The organism is Gilliamella sp. LMG 34362 (assembly GCF_984569125.1).
This window is the reverse complement of sequence record NZ_OZ474902.1, coordinates 2,360,914-2,375,409: the sequence shown is the minus strand read 5'-3', so window position 1 is coordinate 2,375,409 and position 14,496 is coordinate 2,360,914. Positions and strand designations below refer to the sequence as shown.

Below are 14,496 nucleotides of genomic sequence, written 5' to 3'. Positions count from 1 at the left end.
ATGTTGGTGTGGATATCAGAATATTTAGTTAAATATTTTACTTTCTTTAATGTTATTTCTTATCTTACGGTAAGGGCTATTTTAGCGCTATTAACTTCATTGACTATTTCGCTAATTATGGGGCAAAAAGTCATTGATTGGTTGCAAAAATTGCAGATTGGTCAAGTTATCCGTAATGATGGTCCGGAATCTCATTTAAGTAAAAAAGGAACACCAACAATGGGGGGGACGCTTATATTGGCCTCCATTTCAATTTCAGTATTTTTATGGGCTGATCTGCGAAATCCTTATGTTTGGGTAACATTATTTGTATTACTTGGTTATGGAATTGTTGGTTTTGCAGATGATTACTTAAAAGTTATACGCAAAAATACTGCGGGCCTAATTGCTCGATGGAAATATTTTTGGCAGTCAGTTATTGCATTAATTGTTGCTTTTGGTCTTTATGCTTATGGAAAAGATAGTTCTGTTACAGTTCTAGTTGTCCCATTCTTTAAAGATGTGATGCCACAATTAGGGTTGTGGTTTATCTTACTGACTTATGTCGTCATAGTTGGCGCTGGTAATGCAGTGAATTTGACTGATGGTCTCGATGGATTGGCAATTATGCCAACAGTTTTTGTTGCTGCTGGTTTTGCACTTGTTTCTTGGGCAACTGGTAATGTTAATTTTGCTGCCTATTTACATATTCCATATATTAAATTTAGTGGTGAATTAATGATTGTTTGTACTGCAATTATTGGTGCTGGCCTTGGTTTTTTATGGTTTAACACTTATCCGGCAATGGTCTTTATGGGCGATGTCGGTTCATTAGCTTTAGGTGGTGTGTTTGGCATTATTTCTGTTTTACTTAGACAAGAGTTCTTATTGTTAGTTATGGGAGGTATTTTTGTTATTGAAACCTTATCTGTAATTTTACAAGTAGGATCCTTTAAATTAAGAGGGAAACGAATTTTTCGAATGGCACCAATTCATCATCACTATGAATTAAAAGGTTGGCCTGAACCAAGAGTTATTGTTCGGTTTTGGATTATTTCACTGATGTTAGTGGTAATTGGGTTATTAACTTTGAAATTACGCTAAAGAATATTAGAGCAGGATTAAATCATGGTTGATTATCAAGGTAAAAAAGTTGTTATTATCGGATTAGGTATTACAGGATTATCCTGCGTTGACTATTTTCTTGCTCAAAATGTTATACCAAAAGTAATTGATACTCGTACCTCTCCTTCTGGATTAGAACAACTAGATGAGCGTGTTAGGTATCATTTAGGTAATTTAAATACTGATTGGTTGTTTGAAGCTGACTTGATTATTGCCAGTCCTGGTATTGCTTTATCTACACCTGAATTACAAAAAGCAGCAGAACTCGGTATTGAGATTATTGGCGATGTTGAACTTTTTTGCCGTGAAGTCAATCAACAAAAAAATAAAAAAGTTATTGCTATTACTGGGGCAAATGGTAAAACGACTGTCACAACTTTGGTTGGTGATATTGTAAAAGCCGCGGATATAAAAGTTGGTGTGGGTGGCAATATTGGTGAACCCGCTTTATCATTATTGCAACAAAACTGTGATGTTTATGTTCTCGAACTATCAAGTTTTCAATTAGAAACAACATCAAGTTTACAAGCTTCTGTGGCAACGATTTTGAATATTTCTGAAGACCATATGGATCGTTATCCACTAGGATTGATGCAATATACTGAAGCGAAACAACGAATTTATCATAATGCAAAATGTTGTGTTATTAACTATGATGATAAATTGACTAAACCGTCTGGTAAACAACACCATTGTGTCTCATTTGGATTAAATAGTGGAGACTATCATTTAGATGAGAATTATGAACATTTAATTGTAAAAAATCAGCCTGTTTTATCAACTAAATCAATGAAACTAATCGGCTGTCATAATTATCTGAATGCATTAGCAGCCTTAGCTATTGCTGATACTTTACAGATCCCACGTGATTCAAGCTTACAAACAATTTCTAATTTTCAAGGTTTACCACATCGTTTTGAATTAGTCTTTGATAGCAATAATGTCAAATGGATTAATGATTCTAAAGCCACTAATGTAGGTAGTACCGAAGCGGCATTGAAAAGTGTTATATGTAATGGAAAACTATTTTTATTGTTAGGTGGCGATGGTAAATCAGCAGACTTTACCCCTTTGATTCCTTATTTAAAAAGTAGGAATATCGAAATTTTCTGTTTTGGCCGAGATCGAGATTTGCTAGCAAATTTAGCTCCTGAAATCACAACTGTTACGCTAACTATGTCCGAAGCCATGCAGTGTATAGCTAAAAAAATAGTCGCAAATGATGTTGTATTACTCTCACCGGCTTGTGCAAGTTTAGACCAATTTAAAAATTATATTGAGCGTGGAAATCTATTTGCACAACTTGCCAAACAGTACGGTTCAAGGAGTGATGAATGACATTATTTTGGATAAAAAAACAAGTGAATCCAAATATTCCATTTGATAACCAATTACTTTGGACTGTAATTGGTTTAATGGTATTTGGTTTAATTATGGTGACATCTTCATCAATGGCGTTTAATGAGAGTGATCCATTCTTCTATACGCAACGAGAGTTGATTCAAATTGGAATGTCGCTCTTTTTAATGTGTATAACGTTATATATTCCGATGCAACGTTGGCAACAATTTGGATCAGTTTTATTAATTCTTTCAATTGTTATGTTGATAGTTGTTTTAGGGATTGGCTCTTCAATTAACGGTGCGTCTCGTTGGATCCCATTAGGTGTTTTTAATTTTCAGCCAGCTGAACTTTCTAAATTATCGTTATTTTTATTTTTAGCTGGTTATTTAGCCCGTAAGTCAGAAGAAGTCCAAAGCGGCTTTTGGGGCTTTTTTAAACCTATGGTTGTTATGGCGGTTTTGTCAATTTTGTTACTCAAACAACCTGATTTAGGTACTGTAATTGTATTATTCATGGTAACAATAGGCATCTTGTTTATTGCTGGTGCTCAATTATGGCAATTTATTGCGATTTTACTAACTGGAGTTGGGGCTGTAGTTTGCCTTATTTTATATGAGTCTTATCGTTTAACACGTTTAATGACTTTTCTTGATCCGTGGCAAGATGCAACTGGTGCTGGTTATCAGCTAGTTGCATCGTTAATGGCAATTGGTAATGGTGGTATTACTGGACAAGGCATTGGTAATTCTATTTTTAAATTACGTTATTTACCTGAATGTCATACCGATTTTATTTTCTCAATTATTTCAGAAGAGTATGGATATATTGGTGTTGCTGCATTATTGTTATTACTCTTCTTTTTAACTTTTAAAGCATTAGCAATCGGTTATCGAGCTTTGAATGAAGGTTCCCAATTTTCAGGCTATTTGGCTTGTGAAATTGGTATTTGGTTTGGATTTCAATCTTTTGTTAATGTCGGTGTCACCTCCGGTATGTTACCGACAAAAGGTTTAACCTTGCCGTTTATTAGTTATGGAGGCTCAAGCCTTATTGTGATGAGTATTGCGGTTGCAATATTACTGAGAATAGATTTTGAGTTTAGACAACAACAAACTCAAGCAAGAATAAGGTCGATAAAATAATGAAAAAATTATTAGTCATGGCAGGTGGAACAGGTGGTCATGTATTTCCAGGTATTGCCGTTGCTCATTATTTAATGAAGCAAGGTTGGCAAGTGAGATGGCTAGGCACTGCTGATCGTATGGAAGCACATTTAGTGCCAGAAAATGGTATTGATATTGATTTTATTCAAATATCAGGCTTACGAGGAAAAGGTAAAATGGCCTTATTAAAGGCGCCTTACAAAATATTAAAAGCGGTTTTGCAAGCAAGAAAGATCTTAAAAAATTATCGTCCTGATGTCGTTTTAGGTATGGGAGGATATGTTTCCGGACCGGGAGGAATTGCGGCTAAATCTCTAGGTATTCCAGTTGTATTACATGAACAAAATGGTATAGCAGGTTTAACTAATAAATCCTTAGCTAAAATTGCGACCAGAGTTTTACAAGCTTTTCCAACAGCATTTCCTAATGCAGAAGTTGTTGGAAATCCTGTTCGTAGTGATTTATTAACAATTGAAGAACCACGCGAAAGATTTAAAGATCGACAAGGCCTAATTAGAGTTTTGATTATGGGCGGAAGTCAAGGAGCTAAGGTCATTAATGACGTTGTACCTCAAGTAATTACAAGATTATCTGATAAGTATGTTGTTTGGCATCAAACAGGAAAAGGTATGTTAGATGAAGTACTTAAATCATATCAGCATTATGATATGACAAATAATCGTGTGACAGAATTTATAACAGATGTAAAAGAAGCTTATGATTGGGCTGATATCGTAATTTGCCGTAGTGGAGCATTAACTGTAAGTGAGATTGAAGTTGTTGGTATTGGAGCTATTTTTGTACCATTTATGCATAAAGATCGCCAACAATTTTGGAATGCGAAATCTTTAGCAGATATTGGTGCGGCAAAGATAATTGAACAACCAGATTTCAATGTTGATTCTCTATTTACGTTACTTGAACATTTGAGTCGCGAAGATTTAGTTGAAATGGCTATTAAAGCAAAAAGTTTATCAATTATAAATTCGACGGAAAGAGTAGCCGAAACGCTTATTTCGGTGGTAAAATAGTGAATTTTATATATAATTTTAAGTAATTGTCTTGTTGATGTGTTTAATATTTAATCTTAATTTGTTTGATAAATGATTGTCCAATAAATTTTTAAATACCAAATACTAAACAAGAAGTAACTAACTAGTTAGGGGTTTAAGTGTGAATACTAAGGAATTAGCTGAATTAAGAGCAATCATTCCAGAAATGAAACGAGTCAAACATATCCATTTTGTTGGTATTGGTGGCGCGGGCATGGGCGGTATTGCTGAAGTTCTTGCTAATGAAGGATATCAAATTAGCGGTTCAGATATTGCTGAAAATCCTGTAACTCAGCATTTAGAAACATTAGGCGCTAAAATTGTCATTGGTCATGCTGCTGAAAACGTCCTGAGTGCTAGTGTTGTGGTTATCTCTTCGGCGATTTCTCAGGATAATATAGAAGTTATTGCAGCTAGAGAGGCTCGGATACCAGTGATTCAAAGAGCTGAAATGTTAGCTGAGTTAATGCGTTTTCGATATGGTATTGCTATCGCTGGTACCCATGGTAAAACAACCACTACAGCAATGGTTACTTCTATATATGCAGAAGCTAAACTTGATCCAACTTTTGTTAATGGTGGATTAGTAAAAGCGGCAGGAACACATGCTAGACTAGGTAGTAGCCGTTATTTTATTGCTGAAGCGGATGAAAGTGATGCTTCATTTCTACATTTACAGCCTATGGTCTCTATAGTTACTAATGTCGAACCTGACCATATGGATACCTATCAAGGAAGTGTAGAAAATCTTAAGCAAACCTTTATCTCTTTTTTACGCAATCTTCCTTTTTATGGTTTAGCCGTAATGTGTTATGACGATCCGATTAATCGCGAGTTATTACCAGTGGTTGGTCGTAAAATTATCACCTATGGATTTAGCGAAGAAGCCGATGTTGTAATTAAAAATTATCGCCAAGAAAGAGGTGTTAGCTATTATACCGTTTGCCGTCCAGATAGAGATGATTTACACATTGAATTGAATGCTCCAGGCAAACATAATGCTTTAAATTCTGCGGCAGCGATTATTGCGGCAACAGAGGATGGTATTGATGATGATTCAATTGTACGCGCGCTGGCTAAATTTGCCGGTACTAGTCGACGTTTTGATCTATTAGGTATTTTTCCTTACGGCAAAGATAAAGATATAATGATGGTTGATGATTATGGACATCACCCTAGTGAAGTTAATGCAACAATTCAAGCGGCTAGAAATGGCTGGCCAGATCGGCGTTTAGTTATGTTATTTCAACCACATAGATATACACGAACTAGGGATCTATTTGATGATTTTGCCCAAGTACTTTCTCAAGTTGATGCATTAGTGATGTTAGATGTTTATTCTGCCGGAGAACAACCTATTGCAGGTGCTGATAGTCGTTCACTTTGTCGTTCAATTCGTAATAGAGGAAAGGTAGATCCAATTTATGTTTCAGATTTAGATCTTGTACCGGAAATTATGAAAGAAATATTACAAGGTGGAGATTTGTTATTAACACAAGGCGCTGGTAGTGTTGGTCGGATTGCCCGTCAATTAGCTGGCAGCCAATTATTTTCAAAAGGGGTTTTATAATAATGGTTGATAAAGTTGCTGTATTGTATGGAGGAACCTCTGCTGAACGTGAAGTATCACTAAAATCAGGACAAGCTGTTCTAGCAGGATTAAAAGCAAATGGTATTGATGCTCATCTTGTTGATACAAAAGAGTATTGTATAACTAATTTAAAACAAGATGGTTTTTCAAAAGCATTTGTTATTTTGCATGGACGAGGTGGTGAAGATGGTATTACCCAAGCTATTTTAACTTATCAAAATATTCCTTATACCGGAAGTGATGTTTTATCCTCAGCATTAACTATGGATAAGTTAAAAACCAAACTAGTGTGGAAATCACTTGGTTTACCTGTTGCTGATTATGTAATGGTTGATAAATCACAATCAATTGATGTTGATAATATAATTAAACAACTTGGCTTACCATTGTTTGTTAAACCTAGCCATGAAGGTTCAAGTGTCGGTATGTCAAGAGTTAATCAAGCAGATGAATTAAAAGCAGCTGTTGATATTGCCTTTAAATATGATAATACTGTAATGATCGAATCATTTTTAGCTGGTCCAGAGTTTACTGTAGCCATTGTTGGTGAAGATGTTTTACCTGCAATTTACATTAAACCGGCTACTAATTTTTATGATTATGATGCAAAGTATTTGTCAGATAAAACCCAATATTTTTGTCCAAGTGGATTAAGTGATGCTAAAGAGCAAGAAATTCGTAAATTGGCATTAGACGCTTATAAAGCCGTAGGATGTAGAGGTTGGGGACGAGTCGATATTATGTTTGATGAAAATGAAAAGCCATATTTGCTTGAGGTAAATACTGCTCCAGGCATGACAGATCATAGCTTGGTTCCAATGGCGGCAAAAGAATATGGCTGGTCATTCAGTGATTTGGTTAACCGTATTTTACAATTAGCAACCATTTAATTGGCTTTATTTTTATGAAAAAAGTCCGACAAGCAGCGCATAAACATCAAAACCAGAGTAGAAGAAAGTTGCTTGTTTTTCGCAATACAGAACAAATGCTAGGCTTTTTGTTCTTACTTGTAATAGTTGTTATTTGTGGATGGGCTGTCAATTGTATTAAAGATTGGATGGAAGATCCTGATCAGATGGTATTATCACAATTGACCTTAAGTGGTGATTATACTTATACGACAGAAGATGATCTTAGACAAGCAATTCTGGGATTAGGTTTACCAAATACTTATATTGGCCAAGATGTTGATGATATTCAGCAAGAAATTATGCGATATCCTTGGGTAAAACAAGCAAGTGTTCGTAAACAGTGGCCCGACAGGTTGATTGTATACATTGAAGAATATAAACCTGCGTTTTACTGGAATGATTTATATTTACTTGATAAAAATGGTAGTACTTTTAGTGTGCCATTGGATCGTTTGAAAGATTTATCATTGCCGAGACTTTATAGTCCTGAAGGTAAAGCCAAGTCAATGTTAGAAACTTATTTTAGATTAGAGGATATCTCTAAAAAATGGGCTAATAATAAATCTACTTTGACAATTCAGGCGGCAATATCGGATGAACGTAATGCATGGCAATTAATGGTAAAGCAATGTAAAGTTGATTTATGTTCTGAAAATGAGGAAATAAAATTGATATTAGGTAGTGAAAAAATAGAACAACGTTATCAACAATTTATCAAATTATTTCCAGAAATTCAGTCAAGAATACCCGATGGTGAAAAAATAACGGCTGCTGATTTACGTTATGAAAATGGTATTTCAGTGCAACGAGAAAAAATCTCTCAATAAGGAATAAACAAAGGCTGAAGTATGAAAGCAACAGAGAAAAAATTGGTTGTTGGACTTGAAGTTGGCACCTCGAAAGTTCTTGCCCTCGTTGGTGAAGTTCTTCCTGATGGTATTGTCAACATTATTGGTGTTGGACATTGTCCATCAAAAGGCGTTGATAAAGGTGGTGTGAACGATCTTGAATCAGTGGTTAAATCAATCCAACGAGCCGTTGATCAAGCTGAATTAATGGCTGATTGCCAAATATCTTCTGTTTATTTAAGTCTGTCAGGTAAACATATCCGTTGTCAGAATGAAATTGGAATGGTGCCGATTGCAGATGAAGAAGTGACAGCAGAAGATGTTGAAAATGTTGTTCATACCGCTAAATCTGTGCGTATTTTAGATGAACACAGAATTTTACATGTTATTGCCCAAGAGTACTCTATTGATTTACAAGAAGGTATTAAAAACCCAATTGGATTATCTGGTGTAAGAATGAAAGCGAAAGTTCATTTGGTCACCTGCCATAATGATATGGCAAGAAATATAGTTAAAGCAGTAGAACGTTGTGGATTAAAAGTTGATCAGCTTATTTTCTCTGGTTTAGCATCGAGTTATGCCGTATTAACTGATGATGAAAAAGAGTTAGGTGTTTGCGTCATAGATATAGGTGGCGGAACAATGGATGTCTCAGTTTATACTGGTGGAGCATTACGTCATTCTGTAGTTATTCCTTATGCTGGTAATGTTGTTACCAGTGATATTGCTTACGCATTTGGTGCACCACCAATGGATGCAGAAAATATTAAAATTCGTTATGGATGTGCTGTTGGTTCACTAGTAGGTAAAGATGAAGTTATTGATGTTCCAAGTGTGGGTGGACGTCCGTCTCGTTCATTACAGCGACAAACATTAGCTGATGTCATTGAGCCTCGTTATTCAGAGCTTTTATCACTAGTCCAAAAAGAGCTATTAGTATTACAAGACGAGCTTAAAAGACAGAATGTTAAATATCAATTGGCAGCAGGGATTGTGTTAACAGGCGGTGCTGCTCAAATTAAAGGTATGGTTGAATGTGCTGAAAAAGTTTTTCAAAATCAAGTGCGTATTGGCCAACCTTTAAATATTTCAGGATTAACTGATTATGTACAAAAACCATATTGTTCAACAACTGTAGGGTTATTGCATTATGGTAAACAAAGTTTATTACATGATGATGCTAAAGACAGCAATAAATCATCATTAAAAGGGATAGCTAAACGTTTGACCGGTTGGTTCAAAAAAGAATTTTAGCTAATATATTTAATAACTTCGTAGACATTGTAGCTGGTTATCTGTACAATGTTCTTAGATCGTAAATTTGGAGATAAGTTATGTTTGAGCCTATGGTTGCGGATGATGAGCCAGCAGCTGTCATTAAAGTTATTGGTGTCGGTGGCGGCGGCGGTAATGCTGTTGAGCATATGATTGCTGAACATATTGAAGGCGTTGAGTTTTTTGCAGCAAATACTGATGCACAAGCATTAAAAAGAATAAAAGTTGGTCAAACTATCCAAATCGGAAATAATGTTACCAAAGGACTTGGTGCTGGCGCTAATCCAGAAGTTGGCAGAAACTCAGCAGAAGAGGATCGTGATGTTATTCGTAGTGCGATTGAAGGTGCCGATATGGTCTTCATTGCAGCCGGTATGGGTGGCGGAACGGGTACTGGTGCTGCACCAGTTGTTGCTGAAATTGCTAAAGAATTAGGTATTTTAACTGTTGCTGTAGTTACAAAACCTTTTGGATTTGAAGGTAAAAAACGCATGGCTTTTGCTGAGCAAGGTATTGCTGAGTTAGCTAAACATGTTGATTCTCTTATTACAATTCCAAATGATAAATTATTAAAAGTTTTAGGTCGTGGCGTTAAATTATTAGATGCATTTGCAGCAGCAAATGGCGTATTAAAAGGCGCAGTGCAAGGTATCGCCGAACTAATTACTAAACCTGGTCACATCAACGTTGACTTTGCTGACGTTAGAACTGTCATGTCAGAGATGGGCTATGCGATGATGGGTTCTGGTCGTGCAACTGGTGATAATCGAGCTGAAGAAGCAGCTGAAATGGCTATTTCAAGTCCTTTACTTGAAGATATTGATTTATCAGGTGCTCGTGGTGTATTAGTTAATGTTACCGCAGGCCTTGACCTTGGTCTTGAAGAGTTCGAAACAGTAGGTAGCACCGTAAGAGCATTTGCTTCTGATAATGCTACTGTTGTTGTGGGTACAACTTTTGACCCAGATATGTCAGATGAGATTAGAGTGACTGTGGTTGCTACAGGTATTGGAATGGATAAACGTCCAGAAGTTAAAATAACTAAACCAGCTGCTCATCACGGCTCATTGTTTGGTCAAACTAGTCATTTGCCTTTACAACAAGAAGAAGCATCAATATCTAAGGTTGTAAACGAACCTGATGTATCTCCTATTGAGGAGCGTAAAATTTTAGATATTCCTGCATTTATTCGTAAGCAGGCTAATTAGTATTGAACTTATTTGATTTATTATTGTCTAATGCAATAGTAACAAATAAAAAAAAGTAGGTGCGAAGTGAAACAAAGAACATTAAAAAAGACAATTCAAGCAACTGGTGTCGGTTTACATACTGGTAAAAAAGTTACTTTGACATTACGTCCTGCACCGGAAAATACAGGTGTTATTTATCGTCGTACAGATTTAAATCCGTATGTTGATTTCCCTGTGGATGCAAAATCAGTGCGAGATACAATGCTTTGTACCTGTTTGGTTAATGAAGATAATGTTCGTATTTCAACTGTCGAACATATTAATTCAGCATTAGCTGGACTTGGTATCGATAATATTATTATTGAAGTAAATGCTCCGGAAATTCCAATTATGGATGGTAGTGCAAGTCCGTTTATCTATTTATTACTAGATGCTGGAATTGCTGAACAAAATGCATTGAAAAAGTTCTTACGAGTAAAAGAAACTGTTCGTGTTGAAAATGGTGATAAATGGGCCGAAGTGCGACCATATAGTGGTTTCCGTTTAGATTTTACTATTGATTTTCGTCATCCGGCTATTGATAGTAGTTCGCAACGTTACCAACTGGACTTTTCTTCTGAATCTTTTATTCGCCAAATTAGTCGTGCAAGAACTTTTGGCTTTATGCGAGATATCGAAGCTTTACAATCTAAAGGCTTATGTTTAGGTGGTAGTTTAGATTGTGCGATTGTTGTTGACGATTATAAAGTTCTTAATGATGACGGTCTCCGTTTCGAAGACGAATTTGTACGTCATAAAATGCTAGATACCATTGGTGACTTATATATGAGTGGCCACAATATGATTGGTGAAGTTGTTTGCTATAAATCAGGTCATGCATTGAATAACCAACTATTGCAAGCTTTATTGGCGAAACAAGATGCATGGGAATATGTCACATTTACTGAAGAGCAAAGTGTTCCTGTTGCTTTAGGTACTAAACAACTTGTTCTAGCATAAATCATTAAACGAGAATAATCGCTTTATTAACGCTTCCGAATTGGAGGCGTTTTTTATTTTTATAATTATGAGATATTAACATGAATAATAGCCATTTCTTTGCTCATTTATCACGTTTGAAATTAATTAATCGCTGGCCTTTAATGCGTAATGTGAGAACAGAAAATGTATCTGAGCATAGCCTACAAGTTGCTTTTGTTGCACATGCATTAGCAATCATTAAGAATAAAAGATTTAATGGCAATGTTAATCCTGAGCGAATCGCATTATTAGCGATGTACCATGATGCATCAGAAGTATTGACGGGTGACTTACCGACACCAACTAAATATTATAATCCGCAAATCACATCTGAATATAAAAAAATTGAAAAAATAGCTCAAAATAAACTCATTAATATGTTGCCTAAAGAGTTGCAAGATGATTTTAGATCATTAATTGATGATGATTATTATAATGAGTCTGAAAAGAATATCGTAAAACAAGCAGATGCTTTGTGTGCATACCTTAAAACCATCGAAGAACTTAGCGCTGGCAATAATGAATTCAAGTTAGCTGAGCAACGTCTGAAAAAAACATTATCTGAACGCAATAGTCCTGAAATGGATTACTTTTTAGATATATTTGTACCAAGTTTTAGTTTATCTTTAGATGAAATCACTATGGATAAATAGCTTTATCTATTTTTTAATAACTAATTTATTAAATAGTAAGATAAAAAATTAAGGTATATCTTATTTATTTTTGATAAATATAACGCTTTACTGGACGACCAATTGGTAAGTAAGTCAAATGACTTTCTATCTCTCCCAGTTCTTCTAAGTAATCAAGATATTTCTTAACTGATATTCTAGATAGTGAAATTAATTCAACAATATCACTCATTGAAAAATCTTGTTGATAATTAGCGATCACCTCTCGTACTGATTGTAATGTTTGTGAATCGATACCTTTAGGTAACCTAGTTGAAGAATTAACGTGTTTGGTAAAAATCCGATCATCTAATTGATCTTGATTTAGTATTTCTGATGATGATAACAATCGAACTCGTTCTTGATAGGAGATTAAGGCTGTGCGAAATCTTTGAAAAGTAAAAGGTTTAACTATGTAATCAATGACTCCTAAACGTAATGCTGTCTGAATGTCGTTGGTATTACATGCTGCTGTTACCATTATGATATCTATTTTGGGATAACTAATGCGAATGTATTTTAATAATTCAAGACCATTTAATTTTGGCATAAATACATCAAGCAGTAACAGGTCAATGTGGTTATCATGAATAAAATGTAGTGCTTGTTCTCCATTACTAACAACAGATGCCAAATTGAAACCAGGTAACATTTGTAAATATTTTTTATTTAATTGAGCCACCATTGGATCATCTTCAACGATTAAAACTTCTACCATTTGCTTATTTATTCCTATATATCTCTTTTAGTGGTAATAGTACCTTAAAACAAGTCCCTTTTTTATTATTAAGATCACATAATTGTATATGCCCATCTAATTCATCAATACTAGCCAATACTAAATAGAGTCCAAAGCCACGGTTATCACCTTTAGTCGAATAGCCTTTTTGAAAAATATATTGAATATCTTTTTCTGAAATACCTTCTCCGTTGTCATTAATTTCTATTTCAAAATTAGAGTTATCTATGACCAAACTTACTTTTATTTGTTTATCATCTAAAAACTGTACAGCATCCAACCCATTATCAATTAAATTACCAAGTATTGTGACTAAACTATGAATAACAGAAGTGTCTGTTATGGGGGCTAAAACACCATCAATATTGAACTCTAACGTAACATTTAATTCCCGTGCTCGACTAAACTTACTATTTAAAAAACCGGCAATAATGGGATCTTTTATATATTGACTAACAAGTTGAGATTCAGCCTGTTGATTGCCAATAATTTGTTCAAGGTAATCCATTAATTCTTGTTTATTATCATTGAAAGCTAAACCATAAATAACATGTAATTTATTATTGAATTCATGTGATTGTGAACGTAAGGCGTCAGCATATCGATTTACCCCTGTTAAATTCTCCGCCAATTTACGAACCTCTGTCATATCTCTAAATGAGGCAATGGCTCCGACTAAAGCATCATTAACAAATAAAGGTGTTCGATTGGTGAGTATTACCACTCCATTGATATTTTGTTCACAATCATATTCAGCATTACCACTCATCATCACTTCATGTAGACGAGTATTAGGAATGAAATTGTTAATAGGTAAGCCAATAATATTTTCTTTATCATCATCTATACGCAAAATTCTAATCGCTTCATCATTAATTTGGGTTATTAAACCGTTGCGATTGATAACGACAATCCCTTCTTTTACTGTTCTAATAATTGCATTTCGTTCTGCAAATAACTGAGCCATTTGAATTGGTTCAAGACCATACAGGATCTTCTTGATATTATGGGATAACAAGTAGGCTAAAATAATGGCGATAGTTAACGAGGCAAATAAGGATAACCAAATCGGTTGGCTTGTTCTCGATGCTAAATGATTAATTTTCTGCAACGTCTGACCAACTAAAACGGCACCTATTTGTTGATGTTTTTCATTCATGATCGGTTTAAATGCTCGAACAGAATCCCCTAACGTACCCTTTGCGATTGAAGTATAAGACTCACCATTTAACGCTCGTTGTTCATCTCCTCCTACTATAGTTTGGCCTATTTTATTTTTATCTGGATGTGAGTATCTAACACCTTGCATATTGAATATAACAATAAAATCGGTTTGAGTGAGTGTCCTAGCTTGCTCTGTGGTTGCCTGAATGGCGGTGATATTTTGTAAAGTAGGATTTTGTATTTCATCAATGATAGTCTGAGAGGTTGAGATAATACTGGCAATATTTTCTACACGTTGTCGAGAATTAATAAGATATTCGTTATTGACTACATGAATAATATAAATGTTTTGTGCAATAACTGAGAGTATAAAAACCAAACAAATTAAGCTTATTAGCTTAACTTTCAATGGTAATTTGTTAAA

Annotated in this window: 13 protein-coding genes; 11 read left to right on the top strand and 2 right to left on the bottom strand. The window is 34.9% G+C overall.

Annotated elements, in window-relative coordinates; translation table 11 throughout:
* The 11 genes from mraY to yfbR all read left to right on the top strand — a co-directional run bounded on the left by mraY (position 1) and on the right by yfbR (position 12,151).
* Positions 1-1,083, top strand: a complete 1,083-nt coding sequence (gene mraY / locus AC5LWZ_RS10845) for a phospho-N-acetylmuramoyl-pentapeptide-transferase (RefSeq protein WP_065578128.1) — start codon at positions 1-3, stop codon at positions 1,081-1,083.
* A 24-nt stretch (positions 1,084-1,107) separates the two neighbouring features.
* Entirely contained in the window at positions 1,108-2,442 is a 1,335-nt protein-coding gene (gene murD, locus AC5LWZ_RS10840; RefSeq protein WP_493463688.1) for a UDP-N-acetylmuramoyl-L-alanine--D-glutamate ligase, read from the top strand.
* A complete protein-coding gene (gene ftsW / locus AC5LWZ_RS10835; protein ID WP_198200847.1) occupies positions 2,439-3,590 on the top strand; it encodes a cell division protein FtsW in 1,152 nt (383 codons plus the stop codon). Before murD ends, ftsW begins: the two co-directional genes overlap by 4 nt.
* Positions 3,590-4,642 carry an undecaprenyldiphospho-muramoylpentapeptide beta-N-acetylglucosaminyltransferase gene (gene murG / locus AC5LWZ_RS10830; protein ID WP_198200845.1) on the top strand — a complete coding sequence of 351 codons (1,053 nt, stop codon included), beginning with the start codon at positions 3,590-3,592 and terminating at the stop codon, positions 4,640-4,642. Before ftsW ends, murG begins: the two co-directional genes overlap by 1 nt.
* Before the next feature lie 142 nt (positions 4,643-4,784).
* Positions 4,785-6,233: a UDP-N-acetylmuramate--L-alanine ligase gene (gene murC, locus AC5LWZ_RS10825; protein ID WP_493463687.1), complete on the top strand. Its 1,449-nt coding sequence runs from the start codon at positions 4,785-4,787 to the stop codon at positions 6,231-6,233.
* 2 nt (positions 6,234-6,235) lie between these two features.
* Positions 6,236-7,144 (top strand): D-alanine--D-alanine ligase, encoded by a 909-nt coding sequence (locus AC5LWZ_RS10820; protein WP_493463686.1) that lies wholly within the window; start codon positions 6,236-6,238, stop codon positions 7,142-7,144.
* A 14-nt stretch (positions 7,145-7,158) separates the two neighbouring features.
* Complete coding sequence (locus AC5LWZ_RS10815) at positions 7,159-7,992, top strand: cell division protein FtsQ/DivIB (RefSeq protein ID WP_110447193.1); 834 nt, start codon at positions 7,159-7,161, stop codon at positions 7,990-7,992.
* Positions 7,993-8,013: 21 nt separating this feature from the next.
* Positions 8,014-9,267 carry a cell division protein FtsA gene (ftsA, locus tag AC5LWZ_RS10810; protein WP_110447194.1) on the top strand — a complete coding sequence of 418 codons (1,254 nt, stop codon included), beginning with the start codon at positions 8,014-8,016 and terminating at the stop codon, positions 9,265-9,267.
* Between the two features lie 80 nt (positions 9,268-9,347).
* On the top strand, positions 9,348-10,496 hold the full coding sequence (gene ftsZ, locus AC5LWZ_RS10805) for a cell division protein FtsZ (protein WP_110447195.1): 1,149 nt from the start codon (positions 9,348-9,350) through the stop codon (positions 10,494-10,496).
* 66 nt (positions 10,497-10,562) lie between these two features.
* Complete coding sequence (gene lpxC / locus AC5LWZ_RS10800) at positions 10,563-11,477, top strand: UDP-3-O-acyl-N-acetylglucosamine deacetylase (protein ID WP_110448021.1); 915 nt, start codon at positions 10,563-10,565, stop codon at positions 11,475-11,477.
* An 80-nt stretch (positions 11,478-11,557) separates the two neighbouring features.
* Entirely contained in the window at positions 11,558-12,151 is a 594-nt protein-coding gene (gene yfbR, locus AC5LWZ_RS10795) for a 5'-deoxynucleotidase (protein ID WP_110447196.1), read from the top strand.
* Positions 12,152-12,215: 64 nt separating this feature from the next.
* On the opposite strand, the gene AC5LWZ_RS10790 is transcribed toward yfbR, so the two are convergent.
* Positions 12,216-12,887 (bottom strand): response regulator, encoded by a 672-nt coding sequence (locus AC5LWZ_RS10790; protein WP_493463685.1) that lies wholly within the window; start codon positions 12,885-12,887, stop codon positions 12,216-12,218.
* A gap of 4 nt (positions 12,888-12,891) precedes the next feature.
* Positions 12,892-14,451 carry a DcuS/MalK family sensor histidine kinase gene (gene dcuS / locus AC5LWZ_RS10785; RefSeq protein ID WP_493463684.1) on the bottom strand — a complete coding sequence of 520 codons (1,560 nt, stop codon included), beginning with the start codon at positions 14,449-14,451 and terminating at the stop codon, positions 12,892-12,894.
* Positions 14,452-14,496 lie beyond the last annotated feature (45 nt).

Coding starts and splice junctions, on each gene's coding strand:
- mraY (WP_065578128.1), top strand. CDS start 1: ATGTTGGTGTGGATATCAGAATATTTAGTTAAATATTTTACTTTCTTT.
- murD (WP_493463688.1), top strand. CDS start 1,108: ATGGTTGATTATCAAGGTAAAAAAGTTGTTATTATCGGATTAGGTATT.
- ftsW (WP_198200847.1), top strand. CDS start 2,439: ATGACATTATTTTGGATAAAAAAACAAGTGAATCCAAATATTCCATTT.
- murG (WP_198200845.1), top strand. CDS start 3,590: ATGAAAAAATTATTAGTCATGGCAGGTGGAACAGGTGGTCATGTATTT.
- AC5LWZ_RS10820 (WP_493463686.1), top strand. CDS start 6,236: ATGGTTGATAAAGTTGCTGTATTGTATGGAGGAACCTCTGCTGAACGT.
- AC5LWZ_RS10815 (WP_110447193.1), top strand. CDS start 7,159: ATGAAAAAAGTCCGACAAGCAGCGCATAAACATCAAAACCAGAGTAGA.
- ftsA (WP_110447194.1), top strand. CDS start 8,014: ATGAAAGCAACAGAGAAAAAATTGGTTGTTGGACTTGAAGTTGGCACC.
- ftsZ (WP_110447195.1), top strand. CDS start 9,348: ATGTTTGAGCCTATGGTTGCGGATGATGAGCCAGCAGCTGTCATTAAA.
- yfbR (WP_110447196.1), top strand. CDS start 11,558: ATGAATAATAGCCATTTCTTTGCTCATTTATCACGTTTGAAATTAATT.
- AC5LWZ_RS10790 (WP_493463685.1), bottom strand. CDS start 12,887: ATGGTAGAAGTTTTAATCGTTGAAGATGATCCAATGGTGGCTCAATTA.